This is a genomic window from Streptomyces sp. NPDC001851, from assembly GCF_040297165.1.
Taxonomy (GTDB): Bacteria; Actinomycetota; Actinomycetes; order Streptomycetales; family Streptomycetaceae; genus Streptomyces.
The window spans coordinates 12,216-32,108 of sequence record NZ_JBEOYR010000009.1 but is presented as its reverse complement, the minus strand read 5'-3'; the positions used below and the strand labels follow the sequence as shown (position 1 = coordinate 32,108).

The window sequence follows — 19,893 nt, the reverse complement described above, 5'->3', positions numbered from 1 at the left end:
CACGGCCACAAGGACGGAGAAGGCGGCGGCAAGTATCGAGCGAAGCAGTCTCTTGCCCATAGTCGGCTTCGTCCTCACTTGAAGGTCCCCTCTTCCCCCGTCGGATACGACGATGGCTCATTCGGGCACGTCGTGGCCACATAATCGATGCATCATGTTCCTGCATGTTCAGGACCCTGGGGGGTGGAGATTTGGCAACGAATCGGACTAAAGCTGCACATCCCCATGCGGTGACCGAGATGTGTGAGGAAGGAGGACGCCTCTACGCGGATGCTCTACGTGCCGGACGCATCGCCCGCACGGAGGCGGAACCCGCTCCCTGCCTGCTGGAGTTCGCCCTCCTGCACCCCGACCCCGACGATCCGGAGTGGCTGCGCCCGGTGCCCGCGCCGGTGGCCCTGGCCCAGCGGCTGAGCCCCATAGAACGGGAGATCACCGAACGGCGGCGGTTGTCGATCCAGTTGGCCGAGGTCTTCGACCCGTTCATGGCGCTCAGCAGCCATACGACGGCGACCACCGACTCCCTCACGGTACTGGAGGGCGGGGACCGGATAAACGCGGCGCTGAACCTGGCCACGTCCCAGTGCCAGACCGAGGTGCTCACGGTCCAGCCGAGCGACCGCTACTCCGAGCGCAGCCTCCTGCGGGGCCTGGAGCGCGACAGACCGCTCATCGAACGCGGCGTGCGCATCCGCACGCTCTATCAGCACACCGCGCGGTACAACCCGGAGAAGCTGGCCTACGTGGGCCAGCTCGCCAACGGCAAGGCGGAGTACCGCACCATCGACGAGCTGGTGGAACGTCTCATCATCTGCGACGAGACCGTCGCGTTCATCCCCACCCGGGACGACCAGCAGGTCGCCCTGGAGCTGCGCCACCCCGGTCTCGTCCGCTACCTGATCAAGGTGTTCGAGTTCATGTGGAGCCGCGCGGTCCCGCTGAGCGCCGGCACCCCCTACGAGACCGCCGACGACGGCATCACGGAGATCCAGCACTCCATCGCCAAGCTCCTGGTCGAGGGCCATGTCGACGAGGCCATCGCCCGCCGGCTGGGCATGAACGTACGCACCTGCCGCGCCCACATCGCCAAGCTGGCCCAGGCCCTCGGCAGCGGCAGCCGCGCCCAACTCGGCTACCTCATCGCACAGTCGGGGATCCTGGATCAGGGACGGTGAGGGCGGGCGCGGCGGGCCTCGGGGGCCCGTCCAGGCCGACCTGGGCGATCCGGACGCCCAGTTGGGTACGGCTGGCCGCGCCGAGCGTCTCCGAGAGGCGGGCGATGTGGGCGCGGCAGGTGCGCACGCTGATGCCGAGCCGCTCGGCGATCACCGCGTCCTGGTGGCCCTCGGCGAGCAGCGCGGCGATGGACTGCTCGCGGTGCGAGATGCCCTCGATGCCGGTGTCGGGGAGGGCGGCGGTGAGCGGGATGGCCAGGCGCCAGAGCCGTTCGAAGACCGTGACCAGGTATTCGACCAGGGCCGGGTGGCGCAGTTCCAGCGCCATCGTGCGGTCGGCGTTGGCGGGGATGAAGGCCACGGTGCGGTCGAATAGGATCAGGCGGTCGATCACCTCGTCCAGGGTGCGGGCCTCGACCGTGTCGCCCATCAGCTCCAGGTAGTTGAGCAGGCCCTGGCCATGGCGGGCCACGTGCGTGTACAGGTCGCGCATGCGCACGCCCCGGCCGCGTAGCGCCAGCGCCCGGTGCAGCCCCTCGGTCAGCTCGGCCTCCCGGCGGATGCCGCCGGGCTGCACGGTGAGCACCTCGGTCGTGCACGCCTCGGTCGCCTCGTCCATCGCGGCCTGGATCCGGGAGAGCCCGTCCAGCACCCGGATCGCGCTGCCCTCGGCCGGTGCGGCCAGGGCCCCCAGCTGCCGTCCGAGGCCCGCGTACCACTCGAAGGCGGCCACCGCCGAGCCCACCCGCCGCTGGCTCTTACTGACCTCGTCGTAGACCCCGCGCAGCAGCCTGGTCATGACCTCCTGCGGGGAGGTCGGCACCAGCCAGTCCATGTCGTCGGGGTCCGGGTGCAGCAGGGCCAGCTCCAGCAGGCAGGGCACCGTCTCGGCATCGGTGCGCGGCACCCGCCCGCGGCGTACGGCACGGGAATACACCCGGTCCCCGGCCGCGCACAGTCGGTCGGCGCCGTGTGGATGCTCCTCCGCCCCGCGCCCGGCCATCGCCCATTTCACCCCCGGTGTGCTGCCACTTCCGCAGCGCAACTATGCGCGGCGTCGACCGGGTCCGCAACACGGCTCTTCCCGACGGGGCCACCGTATAACGCGGTTATGTCCGGTTATCGGTGAGGCTCCGGCCCTCGCCCCGCACCAAGATGGCGGCTTCGCCGGAACGCGCCCTACTTCAGGCCGATCACCGCGCACGCCGCCTTGTACCTGGCGGTGCAGATGTCGCCCACGGAGTAGATGCCGTCCGCGACGACCGTGGACTTGATGGTGCGCTTGGTCAGGGCGGTCGGCTGGATCAGCTTGGCCGGAATGCCCTTGTCGGTGGGGCTGTCGACCTTGTCCTGGGTGAGCGCGTCGAACTGGATGTCCTTGCCCTGGACCTTGGCGACGGCCATCTGCGCGGCGGCCTCGGCCTCGTCCGGGTAGGCCTTGTAGACGCTCATGTACTGCTCGCCGGCCACGACCCGCTGGACCGCGTCGAGTTCCGCGTCCTGGCCGGTGACGGGGGGCAGGTTCGTGACGCCGGCCGCCTTCAGGGCCTTGATGACACCGCCGGCCATGCCGTCGTTGGCGGCGTAGACGCCGGCGATGTTGTTCTTGCCGATCACGCTGATGGCCTTGGCCATCTCGGTCTCGGCGAGCTCCGGCTTCCACTCCGTGGTGTCGTACGACTCCGCGATCGTCACCTTGCCGTTCAGCTCGGAGAGCGCGCCCTGCTTGAACTGCTTGGCGTTCGGGTCGGTGGGCGAGCCGTTCACCATGACGATCTTGCTGGAGGTGTCGGCGCTCGAACCGAGGGCCTCCAGCAGGGTGCGGCCCTGCACCTCGCCGACGAGCTCGTTGTCGAAGGAGACGTAGGCGTCGATCGGGCCCTCGGCGAGACGGTCGTAGGCGATGACCGGGATGCCCGCCTCCTTGGCCTTCTTCACCCCGGCGGCGACGGCGTGCGAGTCGACGGCGTCGAGCAGGATGAGGTCGACCTTGTCGTCGATCATCTTCTGCAGCTGCGCGGCCTGCCGGGCGGCGCTCGCGTCGGCGTTCTCGTACTCGACCTTGCCCTTCTTCCCGGTGAGTTCGGCGACCTTGTCCCTGATGATGGGGTAGTCGAACCTGTCGTAACGGGTGTTCGCCTTCTCCGGCAGCAGCAGGCCCACCGTCATGTCGTTGCCCTTGCTCGGGCTCGCGCTCGCGCCGTCCCCCGTCGCGTCCAGCACGCCGCATCCGGCGAGCGAGAGGGTCATCGTGGATGCGGCCACGGATATGGCGATACGACGCATTCGGGGGCTCACTTCAGGTGCGTTCCGGACGTAGGGCTGCTATACGACCCAGGTGTCTGAAAAGCCAACGCGGAGGCCACACCCGGCGTCAAGGGCAACTACTTAACGAGTCCGCAACACCACCCTCAGCTGACCCTGTGAAGGTCAAGCGGATTCCTCGCCAATTACTCTTTACGGACTCCTGATCCAAGGGGCGTTCAGGAGACGGCAAAGAAAACGGCAAAGGAGACGAGCCGCATGCCGGCAAGGGGCGGCAGAGATCCGTACAACCAAGCTCCTGGGTGACGAGTCGTGATCACCACCAGCCGTATGCCGCCACGACTCGATCAGAGGACCGAATGAACCCAGCCAGACGCGTGACCGCCGCGGCCGTCGTACTCGCCACCGCCGGCGGCCTGCTGAGCGCGGTCACCGCACCCGCCTCCGCCACGGTTCCCTGCGCCTCACCGGTGTACCAGCGGATGTTCTACGCGAACACCACGTTCTCCGGCACTCCGCGGAAGACCGACTGCGACTCCGCCGTCGACCAGAGCTGGAGCGGGGCGCCCGCCACCGGCCTGCCGAAGGACGGCTTCGGCGTCCGCTGGACCGTCACCCGCGACTTCGGCTCCGGCGGCCCCTTCACCTTCGCCGTCTCCGGTACCGACGGCATCCGGGTCTACCTGGACGGCGTCCGCGAGGCCGACCTCTGGTCCGACACCTCGACGGCGCGCGCCAAGACCGTCTACGTCACCGTCCCGCAGGGCAGGCACACCCTGCGCCTCGACTACGTCAACTGGACGGGCGCGGCGAGCGTGAAGTTCGGCTACGCCCCGCGCACCTCCGCCACCGTCGACAAGGTCAAGCCCCTGGTGCCGACGGGTGCTTCGGTCACGTACGACGCCGCGACCGGCAAGGCCGGGATCCGCTGGGCGAAGAACACCGAGATCGACCTCGCCGGCTACCGCGTCTACCGGCGGCTGAAGGGCACGTCGTACCCCGTCAGGCCGCTGGCCACGACCACCGCCACGACGTACACCGACACCACCCTGCCGAAGACCGGCGCCACCTACTACTACGAGGTCCGCGCCTACGACAGGGCGGGCAACGAGTCGGCGGGCACGGCCGACCAGGGCGTGACCACCGTGGACACCACCCCTCCGGCCGCGCCCGCCGACGCCGCCGGCTGGTCCATGGACCCGGTCCGCGAGGTGACGCTCTCCTGGAGCGCGAACACCGAGCCCGACGTCGCGGGCTACCGGGTCTACCGCTCCACCGCGTGGCCCGTCACGACGACCCCGGACAACCTGCTGAGCGGCGAGGCGCTGCTGCGCTCCACGACGTGGACCGACCGTCCGCCGCAGACCGGCGACCGCTACTTCTACGTCGTCACCGCCGTCGACACCGCCGGCAACGAGTCGGCGCCGTCCGGCACTTCGGAGTACTACACCCGCGACGAGACCCCGCCCACCTACGCCCCGGACGTCAAGGCCGAGGACGGCGAGCACGGCGTCACCCTCCGCTGGGACTGGGGTCCCCCCGGCAGCGGCGTCTCGCGGTTCGTCGTCTACCGGGACGGCGCCCGCCTCACCGAGGTGGCCGGCACCTCCTACACGGACACCGACATCGCGCGCTCGACCACGCACACCTACATGGTCTGGGCCGTGGACGACGCGGGCAACGGCGGCCCCGCCCCCACCCCCGTCACCGTCCACCATGTCGGCGACTACACGCCGCCGCCCGCCGTCACCGGGCTGACCGCCACCGCGCAGGGCAACGGCGTCCTGCTCGACTGGGACGACAGCACCGCCGCCGACGTCGACCACTACGAGATCCACCGGGGCGTGTACCGCGACGGCGCCTGGACCTACACGGACATCACGCGCAGCCTGCCGTTCGGCGCGGTCTGGTCCAGGAACCGGGACGTGAGCCTGCCCGACGGCGAGCACCTGCGCTATGTGGTCGTGGCCGTCGACGGGGACGGAAACGCCCTCGGCACCGGCGACTCGTCCGCCGTCGAGGTCACCGAGCTGGACCGGATGCCGACGGAGACCTACTCCGATGATTCCGGCACCCTGCACATGCGGGTCATGGACACCGCCGAGGGCCCCGACATCGACGCCGACCACTACGGCGACGACCCGAAGGGCACTCCGACCGGCTACCGCGTGTACCGCTGGGACCGCTCCGCCGGTGCCTATGCGCGGCTGACGGACGAACCCGTCGCGTTCGACGACCTCTACCGGGACACCACGGCTCCGGCGGCCGACACCGTCTTCTACAAGGTCACCGCCGTCTATGCGGACGGCACGGAGTCGGACCCGGTCGGCGCGCACGTGTTCCGGATCGGCATCGCGCCCTGAGCCCGCCCGAGGCACGCGAAAGGGGCCCGGAGTCTTCCCTCCGGGCCCCGCTTCCGCGCCACCGCCTCAGCCGCGTCAGTCGTTCTGCTGCCGCTTCGGCCGCCACACCACCAGCGCGCTGGTCTGCTGGACCTCCTGGTACGGCACCAGGTCGCGGCGGTAGGAGGCGTGGACGGCGGCCTCGCGCTGCTGCATCGCGGCCGCCGCGCCGTCCAGGGCCGCCTGCAGTTCCGCGACGCGGGACTGCAGCGCGGCGACCTGGTTCTCCAGTTCGATGATGCGCTTGATGCCGGCCAGGTTGATGCCCTCGTCCTGCGACAACTGCTGCACCTGGCGGAGCAGTTCGATGTCGCGGGCCGAGTAGCGCCGGCCCCGGCCCGCGGTGCGGTCCGGGGAGACCAGGCCCAGGCGGTCGTACTGGCGCAGCGTCTGCGGGTGGAGTCCGGAGAGCTGGGCCGCCACCGAGATGACGTAGACCGGGGTCTCCTCGGTCAGTTCATACGGGTTACGTCGACGGCCGTCCATCTCTCTCAGTCTCCCTTCGCGGCCTCGAACAGCTCCGCCCGCGGATCCTCGCCCGCGGTCGCCTCGCGATACGCCTCCAGCGCATCACGAGCCTTCCCCGACAGGTCCTGGGGAACACGCACCTCCACGGTGACCAGCAGGTCGCCGCGAGTGCCGTCCTTGCGGACCGCGCCCTTGCCGCGGGCGCGCATGGTGCGGCCGTTGGGCGTGCCGGGCGGCAGCTTCAGGGTGACGGGCGGGCCGCCCAGGGTGGGGACCCTCACCTCGCCGCCGAGCGCGGCCTCGGTGAAGGTCACCGGGACGGTCACCGTGAGGTTGTCGTCCTTGCGCCCGAACACCGGGTGCTCGCCGACGTGCACGACCACGTACAGGTCGCCCGCCGGTCCGCCCCGCTCGCCGGGCGCGCCCTTGCCGCGCAGCCGGATGCGCTGCCCGTCGGTGACGCCGGCCGGGATGCGCACCTGCATCGTGCGCGAGGACTTGGCGCGGCCGCTGCCCTTGCACTCCATGCAGGGGTGCTCGGCGATCAGCCCGCGGCCCTTGCAGTCGGGGCAGGGGTCGGTGAGCGAGAAGCCGCCGCCCGAGCCCCGGGCCACCTGCCCGGTGCCGACGCAGGTCGGGCACACGCGCGGTGTGCCGTTCTTGTCGCCGGTGCCGGAACACGCCTTGCAGGGTGCCTGGGAGGACATCCTGAGCGGCACGGTGGCGCCCTCGATGGCCTCCGTGAAGCTCAGCGTGACCTCGGTGTCGATGTCCTGGCCGCGCCGGGGCTGGGTGCGGGTGCCCGCGGCTCCGCCGCGGTTGAACAGGCCCCCGAAGACGTCACCGAGTCCGCCGCCGAAGCCGCCGGACGCCCCGCCCTGGGCGCCGCCTCCGAAGAGGTCGCCCAGGTCGAAGTTGAAGGAGCCGCCGGCGCCCGGCCCGGGGCGGAAGCCGCCGTTGCCGAACAGGGCGCGTGCCTCGTCGTACTCCTTGCGCTTCTTGGGGTCGCCGAGTATGTCGTTCGCCTCGGAGATCTCCTTGAAGCGCTCCTCGGCCTTGGCGTTGCCCTTGTTGGCGTCCGGGTGGAACTCGCGGGCGAGCTTCCGGTACGCCTTCTTGATCTCGGCCTCGGTGGCGTCCTTGGGGACGCCGAGGACCTTGTAGTAGTCCTTCTCGATGAAGTCCTTGGTGCTCATCCCCGACGCCCCTCCTTCCTGTCTGCGGTGATTACGTCAGCCCTCTTCCGGGCCACCGTTCTCCTTGTCGTCGGCGGAGTCGGCCTGCTTCGCCTCGGTGTTCTCCTCGGCGCCCTCGGCCTTGACGGTCTGCGCGCCGGGCTGCGGCTCGGCGACGGCCACCCGCGCGGGGCGGATGGTGCGCTCGCCGATGCGATACCCGGGCTGCAGGATCGCCACGCAGGTCGTCTCGGTGACGTCCGGCGCGTAGGAGTGCATCAGGGCCTCGTGGATCGTCGGGTCGAAGGGCTCGCCCTCCTTGCCGAACTGCTGCAGGCCCATCTTGGCCGCCACGGTCTCCAGCGACTCGGCCACCGACTTGAAGCCGCCGACCAGCTCGCCGTGTTCCCGCGCGCGGCCGATGTCGTCGAGCACGGGCAGCAGCTCGGTCAGGAGGTTCGCGATGGCGATCTCCTTGACCGCGATGCGGTCGCGCTCGACCCGGCGGCGGTAGTTCTGGTACTCGGCCTGGAGGCGCTGGAGGTCCGCCGTGCGCTCGCCGAGCGCCGTGCGCACCTGGTCCAGCTGGGCCACCAGGCCCGCGTCTGCACTTCCGTCCCCGGCCGGGGCCGCCCCCTCCTGGGGGGCGGCCTTCGACTCGGCGTCGTCGGGGGTGGCGCCGGAGGGGACGTCGGGCTTCTCCTCGAAGCCCGGGGTCTCCTCCGTCACGCGGCACCGTCCTTGCGCTCGTCGTCGACGATCTCGGCGTCCACGACGTCGTCGTCGGCGGCCTTGCCGCCCTGGGCGGCGCCCTCCGGGCCGCCGGCGGCCTGCGCGGCCTGGGCGTCGGCGTACATGGCCTGGCCCAGCTTCTGCGAGACGGCCGCGACCTTCTCGGTGGCGGTGCGGATCTCGGCGGTGTCCTCGCCCTTGAGCTTCTCCTTCAGCTCGGCGACGGCCTCCTCGACCTCGGTCCTGACCTCGCCCGGGACCTTGTCCTCGTTGTCCTTGAGGAACTTCTCGGTCTGGTAGACCAGCTGCTCGCCCTGGTTGCGGGTCTCGGCGGCCTCGCGGCGGCGGTGGTCCTCCTCCGCGTACTGCTCGGCCTCCTGGCGCATCCGGTCGACCTCGTCCTTCGGCAGCGAGGAGCCGCCGGTGACGGTCATCTTCTGCTCCTTGCCCGTGCCCAGGTCCTTGGCGGTCACGTGCATGATGCCGTTGGCGTCGATGTCGAAGGACACCTCGATCTGCGGGACACCGCGGGGGGCCGGCGGCAGACCGGTCAGCTCGAACATGCCGAGCTTCTTGTTGTACGCCGCGATCTCGCGCTCGCCCTGGTAGACCTGGATCTGCACGGACGGCTGGTTGTCCTCGGCCGTGGTGAAGATCTCGGAGCGCTTGGTCGGGATCGTGGTGTTGCGCTCGATCAGCTTGGTCATGATGCCGCCCTTGGTCTCGATGCCGAGGGACAGCGGGGTGACGTCGAGCAGCAGGACGTCCTTGACCTCGCCCTTGAGGACACCGGCCTGGAGCGAGGCGCCGATGGCGACGACCTCGTCCGGGTTCACACCCTTGTTGGCCTCCTTGCCGCCGGTCAGCTCCTTGACGAGCTCGGCGACGGCGGGCATACGGGTGGAGCCACCGACGAGGACGACGTGGTCGATCTCGTTGATGGAGATGCCGGCGTCCTTGATGACGTTGTGGAACGGCGTCTTGCAGCGCTCCAGCAGGTCCGCGGTCAGCTGCTGGAACTGGGCGCGGGTGAGCTTCTCGTCCAGGTGCAGCGGGCCCTCGGCGGACGCGGTGATGTAGGGCAGGTTGATCGAGGTCTCGGTGGACGAGGACAGCTCGATCTTGGCCTTCTCGGCGGCCTCGCGGAGGCGCTGGAGGGCCATCTTGTCCTTGGACAGGTCCACGCCGTGGCCGGACTGGAACTGCTTGACCAGGTAGTCGACGACACGCTGGTCCCAGTCGTCACCACCGAGGTGGTTGTCACCGTTGGTGGCCTTCACCTCGACGACGCCGTCGCCGATCTCCAGCAGGGACACGTCGAAGGTGCCGCCGCCGAGGTCGAAGACGAGGATCGTCTGGTCGTCCTTGTCGAGGCCGTAGGCGAGCGCGGCCGCGGTCGGCTCGTTGACGATGCGCAGGACGTTCAGACCGGCGATCTCACCGGCCTCCTTGGTCGCCTGACGCTCGGAGTCGTTGAAGTAGGCCGGGACGGTGATGACCGCGTCGGTCACCTTCTCGCCCAGGTAGGCCTCGGCGTCCCGCTTCAGCTTCTGCAGGATGAACGCGGAGATCTGCTGCGGGTTGAAGTCCTTGCCGTCGAGCTGGATCTTCCAGTCGGTGCCCATGTGGCGCTTCACCGAGCGGATGGTCCGGTCCACGTTCGTGACCGCCTGGCGCTTGGCGACCTCGCCGACGAGCACCTCACCGTTCTTGGCGAAGGCGACGACGGACGGCGTGGTCCTGGCGCCCTCGGCGTTGGTGATGACGGTGGGCTCGCCGCCCTCCAGAACGCTGACGACGGAGTTAGTCGTGCCCAGGTCGATGCCGACCGCACGTGCCATGGTTGATTCCTCCAGCTGACTTGAGTGGAACGGACTCAAGTGTGCATGACGCCCGGCGATGGGTCAACAGACCTGAGTCGGTGGGGCTCAAGTCTTATCCGTTCCTTACGCGCAACTGGCCTCTGACCTGCGTCGATTCCGTGCGCCGGGGTGACTGGACAGGCATGCGAAGGAGGACGAGCACCACCAGCAGCGCCGCTCCCGCCACCCACAGCACGGCCCCCTCCCCCGTCCACCCGGTGTGCACGAGCACCCCGACGAGCACCGAGGAGAAGGAGCCGGCACCCAGCAGCACGACCGAGCCCGGCGGGGTGAGCCCGAGCGGCCGCATCCGATGCGCGAGATGGTCCGGGCCGCGCCGCAGCAGCGGGCGCCGGGCCAGCCCCCGGGCGAGGACCACGAGGACGGCGTCGGCGATCGCCACCGCGCCGAGGCAGAACATCACCGCCGCGCTCGGCACCAGCTCGTACCCCGCGCGCGTGAAGACGAGGGACGACGACAGCAGGAACCCGGTGAACAGCGAGCCGCAGTTGCCGAGCCCGATCCGCGCGGGATGCCAGTTGTGCATCAGGAAGCCGGTGAGGGCGGCGGCGAACACGCTCAGCAGGACGGCGAGCCCGTCCATCAGCTCGGCGGCGGCGCACGCCCCGGCCCCGAAGGCGGTGACGACCCCGACGGTACCCGCCAGCCCGTCGGCGTGGTCGAGCCCCTTGAAGGCCAGGGAGGCGACGACGATCCACACCAGCGCGAGCAGCCCGCCCGGCACGCCCGTCTCGTCGTACGGCACCACGCAGGCCGCCGCCACGGCCGTACCGGCGACGAGCACCCGCGCGCGCAGCCGCCACACGTCCGCGACCAGCCCCAGCGCGGCGACCGAGCAGGCGGCGACCAGCAGGCGGACGACCCCGTCGCCGAGCGGGGCGACCCGGGTCCACTGCCCCATCCAGGTGACCAGGCAGGTGACGGCCACCACGGCCAGCCCGCCGAGCAGCGGCAGCCGCCGCTGCCGGCGCCGGTCGACGATGCCGGCCCGCAGCGCGGGGACCCTGAGCAGCGCCGCCAGGACGGCGGCGAGGAGCAGGGCGGCGGTGGCGGCGGCGATCCCGTAGAGCACGGCTCTAAGGTAGGGGCGAAAGTAGCAATTCGGTACGAATAACACGATCCGATGACCCGTGGGATGATGCGCATCACCCCGCGCCCGGCTGCATCCCGCAGGAAGATGGGGGTAGTCTCAGACGGACTGCATAAGTTACCGCTTAGTAATAAATCACCTCGCAGGCCCGAGGAGCCCCCATGCAACTCGCCGCGATCATCGTGTCGCTGGTACTCGCCGTGGTCGGCGTCGCGCTGTTCGGCCGCGCCATCGCGCAGATCTACCGGTTCGTACGGCTCGGCCAGGACGTCCCGGCGGGCACCCGCACCGACGACTGGACCGCCCGCACCGCCACGGTGATCAGGGAGTTCCTCGGCCACACCAGGATGAACCGGTGGGGCGTGGTGGGTGTCGCCCACTGGTTCGTCGCCGTCGGCTTCTTCTCCCTGGTGCTGACGCTGATCAACGCCTTCGGCCAGCTGTTCCAGGCCGACTGGACGCTGCCGATCATCGGTCACTGGCTGCCGTACGAGCTGTTCGTCGAGTTCATCGGCACGATGACCACGCTGGGCATTCTCACGCTCATCGTCATCCGGCAGCTGAGCCACCCGCGCCGGCCCGGCCGCAAGTCGCGGTTCGCCGGTTCCAACTTCGGCCAGGCCTACTTCGTCGAGGCCGTGATCCTCGTCATCGGCCTCGCCATCATGACCCTGCGCGGTCTTGAGGGCGCCCTCACCGGCGTGCACGGTTACGAGGCCGCGTACTTCGCCTCGTACCCCCTGGTCGCCGCCTTCCGGGGCACGAGCGTCGACACGCTGCAGAACCTGGTCTACCTCACGGCGATGATCAAGATCGGGACCTCCTTCGTCTGGATGATCACGGTCTCGCTCAAGACCGACATGGGTGTGGCCTGGCACCGCTTCCTGGCGTTCCCGAACATCTTCTTCAAGCGCAACGCCACCGGTGAGACCTCCCTCGGCGCCCTGCTCCCGATGACCTCCGGCGGCAAGCCGATCGACTTCACCGACCCCGGCGAGGACGACGTCTTCGGTGTCTCCCAGGTCGAGCAGTTCTCCTGGAAGGGCCTGCTGGACTTCTCCACCTGCACCGAGTGCGGCCGCTGCCAGTCGCAGTGCCCCGCCTGGAACACCGGCAAGCCGCTCTCCCCGAAGCTGCTGATCATGTCCCTGCGGGACCACGCGCACGCCAAGGCGCCGTACCTGCTGGCCGGCGGCGGCAAGACGATGGAGGGCGAGGAGAAGGCCTCCGAGGAGCAGCTGAAGGACGTCCCCGCCGCCGCGCTGGCCGAGGCCGAGCGCCCGCTGATCGGCACCGCCGAGGAGAACGGCGTCATCGACCCGGACGTGCTGTGGTCCTGCACCACCTGCGGCGCCTGCGTCGAGCAGTGCCCGGTGGACATCGAGCACGTCGACCACATCGTCGACATGCGCCGCTACCAGGTGATGATCGAGTCCGCGTTCCCGTCCGAGGCGGGCACGATGCTCAAGAACCTGGAGAAGAAGGGCAACCCCTGGGGCCTGGCCAAGAAGCAGCGCCTGGAGTGGACCAAGGAGGTCGACTTCGAGGTCCCGGTCGTCGGCAAGGACATCGAGGACCTGTCCGAGGTCGAGTACCTGTACTGGGTCGGCTGCGCCGGCGCCCTGGAGGACCGCGCCAAGAAGACCACCAAGGCCTTCGCCGAGCTGCTGCACATCGCGGGCGTCAAGTTCGCGATCATGGGCGGCGACGAGAAGTGCACCGGTGACTCCGCCCGCCGCCTCGGCAACGAGCCCCTGTTCCAGGAGCTCGGCATGGAGAACGTGGCGGCCCTCAACATGGCCTTCGGCGAGGACGACGAGGACGAGTCGACGAAGAAGCCGAAGTCCGCGAAGAAGATCGTCGCCACCTGCCCGCACTGCCTCAACACGCTCGGCAACGAGTACCCGCAGCTCGGCGGCGACTACGAGGTCATCCACCACACCCAGCTGCTGCAGCACCTGGTGGACGAGGGCAAGCTGGTCCCGGTCACCCCGGTCGAGGGCATCATCACCTACCACGACCCCTGCTACCTGGGCCGCCACAACAAGATCTACACGCCCCCGCGCGAGATCATCGGCAAGGTCCCGGGCCTGCGCAACGAGGAGATGCACCGCCACAAGGAGCGCGGCTTCTGCTGTGGCGCCGGTGGTGCCCGGATGTGGATGGAGGAGCGGATCGGCAAGCGCATCAACAACGAGCGCGTCGACGAAGCTCTCTCGGTGAACCCGGACATCGTCTCGACGGCCTGCCCGTTCTGCCTGGTCATGCTGACCGACTCGGTCAACGGCAAGAAGAACGACGGCAAGGCGAAGGAGTCCATCCAGGTCGTGGACGTCGCCCAGCTGCTCCTCGACTCCGTCAGGACGCCGGTCGACCCGGCCGGCGAGCCGGAGCCCGAGAGCGAGCCGGAGCCCGAGCCGGTCAAGTAACCCCGGCTCTCCCGCGTACGGCGCCCCCTGCTTCGCACAGGCAGGGGGCGCCGTCGTATCCCGAGGGAGCCGAAGCGGAACTGAGCGGGGCGGGGTCTTCCCTCAGCTCTCCAGCCGCCGCCCCCGGCTCTCCGCGACACGCAGGGCGTCGTCCAGGGCCTGGGTCAAGCACTCGGCGAGGAAACGGAGTTCGCCGGGCGGGGTGTCCGGCAGCAGCTCCCTGGCGTGGGCGAGCAGTCGACCACCCATACCGAGCTGCACGGCCTCCGTGGCGTCGGCCAGCCGGGAGAGCGGTCCGTCGTCTCCGTCGGTGAGGAGATAGCAGGGCTTGCCCTCGGCCCCCGACCAGGGCAGCAGACGCGGAGGGTATGTCACGCGGCCTCCAACGCCGGGATCCGATACGGCTGTTCAAGAGCGTCCACATACGGTCGTACGGCCCTGTGGGCGGTGGCGTCGAGGGGGGTGTCGAGGCCGTAGGGGCTGCGGTGGCGCGGGAGAGGTGGGGGCGGGGGTGACGGGAAGTGGACATACGGGGCCGGTTCCGCGCCGGGCGGAAACAGCAGGAGGCCCACGCGGGCGATTAAGCGGCGGATAAGGTCGGTCACGTCATCAGCTCCTTGCAGCTGGCGGCCATGCCCCGGGACGGCTGCAACCGTCGCCGGGGCGCTTCACTGGCACGGTATACCGAAGTCTACCGCGGTCGCACGGTCTACCGCGGAGTTTTAGCGTCAACCGCATGACCCCCGAGCTTGACCGCACCCGCCCCGTGTGGCGCCAGGTGGCCGAGGCCATCACTGCGCGCATCGCCAGCGGTGAGTACCCTCTGGGAACCCGCGTACCGTCCGTTGTCGAGATGTCCGCCGAGTTCGGCATCGCGGCCTCGACCGCGCAGAAGGCATTGGCCCATCTCAAGTCCGAGGGGCTCATCCGAGCCGAGGTCGGCCTCGGCTCTTTCGTAGCGAAGCGCCCCGCTTCCGAACCGTCCGCATAGGGACCGTCGGCAACGGGGCGCCCGGCGCGGCAGCTACTCGCTCTTCGGCCCCGCCTGCTGCACCACCTCGAAGGACCACAGCGTGGAGCCGGAGGCCGCCGGCTTCGGCCGCTCCCCCTCCGCGCCGCCCTGGTGCGCGGCCTTCATCGGGCCCTCCATCCACGCCTGGAACGACTCCTCGTCCCGCCAGCGCGTGTACACGAGGTACGTGTCGGTGCCCTCGACGGGCCTCAGCAGCTCGAACCACTCGAAGCCGTCGGAGTTCTCCACGGCGTGGGCGCGGGACGCGAACCGCTTCTCCAGCACCTCCCGCTGCTCGGCGGGCACGGTCAGCACATTGATCTTCACTACGCTCATGGCCCCCATCCTGGACCAACGCCCCCCGCTCCGCCTCACCGGCCGAGGGCTCCCCGGGGGGGAAACCCTGAAGACTCCCTGGCCGAGTCGCTGACGGTCCCTTAGGGGATGTCACAGGTCGGCCGCAAAGCCCGGCCCGGACCCCCGGGCCGGGCACGTCACTCTCCGGGACCAGGTACGTTCGATGACGTGGCTGGATTCAGGATCGGACGCGGGGGCCGGGACAACCGCACCCCCCAAGGACAGCAGGCGCCGCAGGGACCGTCGTACGGCCGGCCCGGACCGCAGCACGGACAGCCCGCGGGGCCGTCGTACGGGCAGCCCGCGGGGCCCTCGTACGGCTACCCGCAGGCGCCGCAGCGGCCGTACCCGCAGCAGTCGTACCCGCAGCAGGGGCAGCAGCCCTCCTACCCGCAGCAGGGGCAGGCGTACGGCCGGCAGGGACGCGCGTACGGACACCCGGGCCCGGCCGGCGACGAGCCGGAGTACTTCGGGGACGACGGCGGCTACCCGGGCGGCGGCGCTGCCGGCCAGGACCCGTACGCGGCCAACAACCCGGGCCACACCCAGGCGTTCTCGATCGACGAGGCCGCCGGCTACACCCAGGGCGCGACCTACCAGGCCGGATCGGCCGCCGCCCCCGCCGCCCCGCTCGGCCCGCCGCTGCACTGGAAGGACCTGCTGAAGGGGATCATCCTCTCCCCCGACCAGACCTTCCTGCGCATGCGGGACTACACGATGTGGATCCCGGCGCTCATCACCACCTTCCTCTACGGCCTGCTGGCCGTCTTCGGTTTCGACGGTGCCCGCAAGGACGCGATCAGCGCCACGCTCTCCAACGCGGTGCCGATCGTGCTGATAACGGCGGTCGTGATGGTGCTCGGCCTGTTCATCCTGGGTGTGGTCACCCACACGCTGGCCCGCCAGCTCGGCGGCGACGGCGCCTGGCAGCCGACGGTCGGCCTGTCCATGCTGATCACGGCGCTCACGGACGCGCCCCGCCTGGTCTTCGCCATGTTCTTCGGCGGCGACGCCGGCTTCGTCCAGCTCCTCGGCTGGGCCACCTGGATCGGCGCGGGCGCCCTGCTGACGCTGATGGTCTCCCGCTCCCACGACCTGCCCTGGCCGAAGGCGCTGGGCGCGTCGGCGATCCAGCTGATCGCGCTGCTGTCGATCGTGAAGCTGGGAACGTTCTAGTCTTCTTCCCGTTTTCCCGGTCTTCGTCCTGCCCTCTGAGGCGGGGCATGCGAAAGGGCCCCCGGCGAGACAGCCGGGGGCCCTTTTCGCAGGCTCCGCCTAGGCGTCGAGCACCTGTCCGGCCCGGGTCACGACGGGCGGCTCGACGCTCCACGGGAAGTTGATCCACTCGTCGGTCCGCTTCCAGACGTACTCGCACTTCACGAGGGAGTGGGACTTCTCATAGATCACCGCGGAGCGCACCTCGGCGACGGTGTCGAGGCAGAAGTCGCGCACGAGCTTCAGCGTCTTGCCGGTGTCGGCGACGTCGTCGGTGATCAGCACCTTCTTGTCGGAGAAGTCGATCACGTTGGGGACGGGCGCGAGCATGACCGGCATCTCCAGCGTCGTCCCGACCCCGGTGTAGAACTCGACGTTCACCAGGTGGATGTTCTTGCAGTCCAGGGCGTAGGCAAGCCCCCCGGCGACGAACACACCGCCCCGCGCGATGCTGAGCACGACGTCCGGCTCGTACCCGTCGTCGGCGATGGTCTGCGCGAGCTCGCGGATGGCGGCGCCGAACCGCTCGTAGGTCAGGTTCTCCCGAACGTCACTCATGTCTGCGGCTGCCCTCACACCTGGGTCCGATGGAAATTGACGTAGGACCGCGAGGCGGTCGGCCCGCGCTGCCCCTGGTACCGGGAGCCGTAGCGCTCGCTGCCGTACGGGAACTCGGCGGGCGAGGTCAGCCGGAACATGCACAGCTGGCCGATCTTCATCCCGGGCCAGAGCTTGATCGGCAGCGTGGCGAGATTGGACAGTTCGAGCGTCACGTGCCCGCTGAAGCCGGGGTCGATGAACCCGGCCGTGGAGTGGGTGACCAGCCCCAGCCGCCCGAGCGAGCTCTTCCCCTCAAGCCGCGAGGCAAGATCGTCGGGCAGCGAGATGACCTCGTACGTGGAGGCGAGCACGAACTCCCCGGGGTGCAGGATGAACGGCTCGTCCCCCTCCGGCTCCACGAGCCGCGTCAGATCGGGCTGCTCGACGGAGGGGTCGATGTGCGGGTAGCGGTGGTTCTCGAACACCCGGAAATAGCGGTCCAGCCGCACGTCGATGCTCGACGGCTGCACCATGGATTCGTCATAGGGATCGATCCGTACCCGCCCGGCGTCGATCTCGGCCCGGATGTCCTTGTCTGAGAGAAGCACGTAGCGAGGATACGCAAGGCGCGCGGAGCCGTGACAATCGTGACGACTCCGCGCGCCTGTGTTATCGCGCGACTACTGCGGGTCGCTGCCGCTACTCCCTGCCACTACCGCTGCCGCTACCCCTATCGCTGCCTCTACGGCTGCTTCTCCAGAGCGACCGGCACCACACTGCGGAGCCGGGCACACCGGGGACACCTCATGAGCCGGCGGGGGCCGAGCCGATCGGCCTGCTGCATCGGGAACGAAGCGGTGCTGAAGACGTGCCCGTCCGCGCAGCGGACGACGGTGCGTTCCATCAAGTCCCTTAAGTCCCTTCCCCAAGAGCCTCGTCGGGCGTACCGCCCTGACGACAAAAGCCACATTACGGGATCAAAGAGACGACTCTCCAGGCGGCACTCCGGCCCCACCCGGGCCCTCCCCGAGGCCTCCACGGTACGCCCCAACTCGGCCCGGCCGCAGCCGGATCCCGCCCCTGAAACAGACTCAGACCCCAGGGCCTCGGCACCAGGGGTCTGCGATGATGTACAGTGAGCGATGTCCGGACACCGGCTCCGCGCGGGCCATGTCCGTAACTACGCGGGTGTAGTTTAATGGTAGAACATCAGCTTCCCAAGCTGAGAGCGCGAGTTCGATTCTCGTCACCCGCTCCAGATTGAAACCCCAGGTCAGTGGCCTGGGGTTTGTTTGTTGTCTAGGCCAATTTGAGGCCGCGCCCTCCGCGTGCCCTAAGTCGAGGCTGAGCGGTCATTTCAGGGGTGCCTGGACGCTTCTCTGGCCACCCCGCCCTGGTTCGTCTCGAATGGCGAGACGTATTTCGCGTGACCTGCGTCACAAGTTGTGCAAATGATGGTGAAGTCGCTTACGCAAAGGACGACTTGCGGGCTGGCACGCAGCTGTCGACCATCCGGACTGCACTTCGGTCGTTTCGCAGCGGCAGCGTGAGCGGGTGGTTCACAATGCGCGCCATGCCCACGAGGTACGACCGTTCTCGAAGACGCCGAACGTCATCGCGTTGTGGGCGTCCCACGAAGAAAGGAACGCCCTGCAAGCTCCCCCAGGAGATCGGCCGAGGCTGTCGGCACCACGCCACCCGAGCTGAGCGTGAAGCTGCCGCCGAGGAGGCAAAAGCTCGGACCGAGACGGCGAGGCAGCAGGCAGAACGAGAACAACGGACGATCAGAGTCGTGCTCTCGCTCGTCAGGAAACCGCGTCGATGGCGTATGCATCCGGTCCCGTCTCCGTGATCCCCAGTGGTGGCGCGGGGTGCAGGCTGGGGACGGTCAGGGCGTTACCGGGGCTGAGCAGCAAGGGAGGGGGGTGTCCGCAGCTGATCATGCGGGTGATGGGGTCGTCGTCAGGGAGTTCCAGCAGCAGAGTGGTGGCGAAACGTTCGCCGGCAGATCCTGAGATGCATTTCGTCCTGCTCGCGACGCACACGCCGGACACCTGTCCGACCGCCAACGCGACAACGCGCGACCTGATGCTGAAGACCGCTCCCGATCTGCCGAACCTCGCCCAGAAGGCAGGCGTCGACATCGTGGCCGGTCCCTTCGTCAACGGCGAGCACACGGTTGTCGCCGTCGTGCAGTCGGACAAGGCCGAGAATGTCGACCGCTTCCTCATGGAGTCTCGTCTCTCCCAGTGGAACAGCGTTCATGTGCTGCCGTCCCTGACCTTGGAAGAAGGTCTCACCGAGATCCAGGCGCAGACGCCGATCTTCTGACCCACCCGTAGGGGCGCCGACTTCTCGGGCGAGCCGATGGGTGTCCGGCTCTGTCAGGCCGTCAAGGTCACTGACACCTTCGGCCGAAGGAGGTTCGTTGGTGACGCACGATGGCGGGCTGAGCTTGCGTATGCAGCGTGTCCTCCGCGCACCCCGCTCGGTCGTGTTCCGGGCCTTGACCGAACCGGAGGAGCTGGCCAAGTGGTGGGGCCCTGACGGGTTCGCCACCCCGAGTGTGGAAAGCGACCTTCGGCCAGGAGGTGGGTATCGGATCGCGATGCAGCCTCCGCAAGGCGACCTGTTCTACCTGGTCGGCGAGTTCCTTGAGGTCGAGCCTCCTGAACGTCTGTCCTACACATTCCGGTGGGAGGATCCCGATCCCGAGGACCGGGAGACAGTGGTGACGCTGTCGCTTGGCGATATCGGCGGTACGGCGACCGATTTGAATTTCATCCAGGGTGGCTTCGCCACGGAGCGGCGCCGCGCTCTTCACGAGGAGGGCTGGACGCAGGGTCTCGACAAGTTGGAGGAGCTGGTGTCGTCGGCTGCGTCGGCCTGAGATGCTGCCGCGCGAGGTGCCCTGCTTCGAGTACGGGTGCGAGCCGGCAGATCATCGCCGGTGAGCACGCGACCCCGCAGGCGTTGCGTCGAGCAGGCGAGAGACGCGGTGGCCCGCCATGCTTGGGCCGAGGCGTACGGCGCCCTGCGCGATCTCGACCGCGACCGGCTGACGCCCGACGATCTGGCCGTGCTCGCGATGCCGCCTGGCGGACCAGCCGGGTCCCGGAGCCGATCCAGGCGCGGACAGCGGCCTCCTCG

General features: G+C 69.3%; 19 protein-coding genes and 1 tRNA gene. 8 read left to right on the top strand and 12 right to left on the bottom strand.

Annotated elements, in window-relative coordinates; translation table 11 throughout:
- Positions 1–164: 164 nt before the first annotated feature.
- Positions 165–1,175 carry a helix-turn-helix transcriptional regulator gene (locus tag ABT171_RS15065; protein ID WP_351243650.1) on the top strand — a complete coding sequence of 337 codons (1,011 nt, stop codon included), beginning with the start codon at positions 165–167 and terminating at the stop codon, positions 1,173–1,175.
- On the opposite strand, the gene ABT171_RS15060 is transcribed toward ABT171_RS15065, so the two are convergent.
- Both ABT171_RS15060 and ABT171_RS15055 read right to left on the bottom strand, forming a co-directional pair.
- Complete coding sequence (locus ABT171_RS15060) at positions 1,138–2,178, bottom strand: helix-turn-helix transcriptional regulator (RefSeq protein WP_351243648.1); 1,041 nt, start codon at positions 2,176–2,178, stop codon at positions 1,138–1,140. The two genes, ABT171_RS15065 and ABT171_RS15060, sit on opposite strands and share 38 nt — an antisense overlap.
- 176 nt (positions 2,179–2,354) lie before the next feature.
- Positions 2,355–3,461, bottom strand: a complete 1,107-nt coding sequence (locus ABT171_RS15055) for a sugar ABC transporter substrate-binding protein (protein ID WP_351243646.1) — start codon at positions 3,459–3,461, stop codon at positions 2,355–2,357.
- A 338-nt stretch (positions 3,462–3,799) separates the two neighbouring features.
- On the opposite strand from ABT171_RS15055, the gene ABT171_RS15050 reads away from it, so the two are divergent.
- The gene (locus ABT171_RS15050; protein WP_351243644.1) at positions 3,800–5,803 is read left to right on the top strand and encodes a fibronectin type III domain-containing protein; all 2,004 of its coding nucleotides are present in this window, start codon (positions 3,800–3,802) and stop codon (positions 5,801–5,803) included.
- Between the two features lie 75 nt (positions 5,804–5,878).
- On the opposite strand, the gene ABT171_RS15045 is transcribed toward ABT171_RS15050, so the two are convergent.
- The 5 genes from ABT171_RS15045 to ABT171_RS15025 form a co-directional block, all read right to left on the bottom strand.
- On the bottom strand, positions 5,879–6,328 hold the full coding sequence (locus tag ABT171_RS15045) for a heat shock protein transcriptional repressor HspR (protein ID WP_351243642.1): 450 nt from the start codon (positions 6,326–6,328) through the stop codon (positions 5,879–5,881).
- A 5-nt stretch (positions 6,329–6,333) separates the two neighbouring features.
- Entirely contained in the window at positions 6,334–7,506 is a 1,173-nt protein-coding gene (dnaJ, locus tag ABT171_RS15040) for a molecular chaperone DnaJ (protein ID WP_351243640.1), read from the bottom strand.
- A 36-nt stretch (positions 7,507–7,542) separates the two neighbouring features.
- Positions 7,543–8,214 carry a nucleotide exchange factor GrpE gene (grpE, locus tag ABT171_RS15035; protein WP_351243638.1) on the bottom strand — a complete coding sequence of 224 codons (672 nt, stop codon included), beginning with the start codon at positions 8,212–8,214 and terminating at the stop codon, positions 7,543–7,545.
- On the bottom strand, positions 8,211–10,058 hold the full coding sequence (gene dnaK / locus ABT171_RS15030; protein ID WP_351243636.1) for a molecular chaperone DnaK: 1,848 nt from the start codon (positions 10,056–10,058) through the stop codon (positions 8,211–8,213). The genes grpE and dnaK overlap by 4 nt, the downstream gene beginning before the upstream one ends.
- A gap of 94 nt (positions 10,059–10,152) precedes the next feature.
- Positions 10,153–11,172, bottom strand: a complete 1,020-nt coding sequence (locus tag ABT171_RS15025; protein ID WP_351243634.1) for an MraY family glycosyltransferase — start codon at positions 11,170–11,172, stop codon at positions 10,153–10,155.
- A 179-nt stretch (positions 11,173–11,351) separates the two neighbouring features.
- On the opposite strand from ABT171_RS15025, the gene ABT171_RS15020 reads away from it, so the two are divergent.
- The gene (locus ABT171_RS15020) at positions 11,352–13,619 is read left to right on the top strand and encodes a (Fe-S)-binding protein (protein WP_351243633.1); all 2,268 of its coding nucleotides are present in this window, start codon (positions 11,352–11,354) and stop codon (positions 13,617–13,619) included.
- A gap of 102 nt (positions 13,620–13,721) precedes the next feature.
- Here ABT171_RS15020 and ABT171_RS15015 read toward each other — a convergent pair whose 3' ends face one another.
- Positions 13,722–13,994 carry a hypothetical protein gene (locus tag ABT171_RS15015; protein ID WP_351243632.1) on the bottom strand — a complete coding sequence of 91 codons (273 nt, stop codon included), beginning with the start codon at positions 13,992–13,994 and terminating at the stop codon, positions 13,722–13,724.
- A 361-nt stretch (positions 13,995–14,355) separates the two neighbouring features.
- Between ABT171_RS15015 and ABT171_RS15010 the strand changes: the two genes are divergently transcribed.
- The gene (locus ABT171_RS15010; protein WP_351243630.1) at positions 14,356–14,610 is read left to right on the top strand and encodes a GntR family transcriptional regulator; all 255 of its coding nucleotides are present in this window, start codon (positions 14,356–14,358) and stop codon (positions 14,608–14,610) included.
- Positions 14,611–14,643: 33 nt separating this feature from the next.
- Here ABT171_RS15010 and ABT171_RS15005 read toward each other — a convergent pair whose 3' ends face one another.
- Complete coding sequence (locus ABT171_RS15005; RefSeq protein WP_351243628.1) at positions 14,644–14,967, bottom strand: antibiotic biosynthesis monooxygenase family protein; 324 nt, start codon at positions 14,965–14,967, stop codon at positions 14,644–14,646.
- 108 nt (positions 14,968–15,075) lie between these two features.
- Here ABT171_RS15005 and ABT171_RS15000 point away from each other — a divergent pair, with 108 nt between their 5' ends.
- Positions 15,076–16,164, top strand: a complete 1,089-nt coding sequence (locus ABT171_RS15000; RefSeq protein ID WP_351243626.1) for a Yip1 family protein — start codon at positions 15,076–15,078, stop codon at positions 16,162–16,164.
- A gap of 99 nt (positions 16,165–16,263) precedes the next feature.
- Here ABT171_RS15000 and ABT171_RS14995 read toward each other — a convergent pair whose 3' ends face one another.
- Entirely contained in the window at positions 16,264–16,761 is a 498-nt protein-coding gene (locus tag ABT171_RS14995) for a phosphoribosyltransferase (RefSeq protein WP_351243624.1), read from the bottom strand.
- 14 nt (positions 16,762–16,775) lie between these two features.
- Positions 16,776–17,351 (bottom strand): dCTP deaminase, encoded by a 576-nt coding sequence (dcd, locus tag ABT171_RS14990; protein WP_351243622.1) that lies wholly within the window; start codon positions 17,349–17,351, stop codon positions 16,776–16,778.
- Positions 17,352–17,927: 576 nt separating this feature from the next.
- Here dcd and ABT171_RS14985 point away from each other — a divergent pair.
- Positions 17,928–18,001, top strand: a tRNA-Gly gene (locus ABT171_RS14985).
- 547 nt (positions 18,002–18,548) lie between these two features.
- Here the strand turns inward: ABT171_RS14985 and ABT171_RS14980 are convergent.
- On the bottom strand, positions 18,549–18,788 hold the full coding sequence (locus ABT171_RS14980) for a SpoIIE family protein phosphatase (RefSeq protein WP_351243620.1): 240 nt from the start codon (positions 18,786–18,788) through the stop codon (positions 18,549–18,551).
- Here ABT171_RS14980 and ABT171_RS14975 point away from each other — a divergent pair.
- Positions 18,730–19,074 (top strand): hypothetical protein, encoded by a 345-nt coding sequence (locus tag ABT171_RS14975; protein WP_351243618.1) that lies wholly within the window; start codon positions 18,730–18,732, stop codon positions 19,072–19,074. The two genes, ABT171_RS14980 and ABT171_RS14975, sit on opposite strands and share 59 nt — an antisense overlap.
- Before the next feature lie 100 nt (positions 19,075–19,174).
- Positions 19,175–19,633, top strand: a complete 459-nt coding sequence (locus ABT171_RS14970; protein ID WP_351243616.1) for an SRPBCC family protein — start codon at positions 19,175–19,177, stop codon at positions 19,631–19,633.
- Positions 19,634–19,893 lie beyond the last annotated feature (260 nt).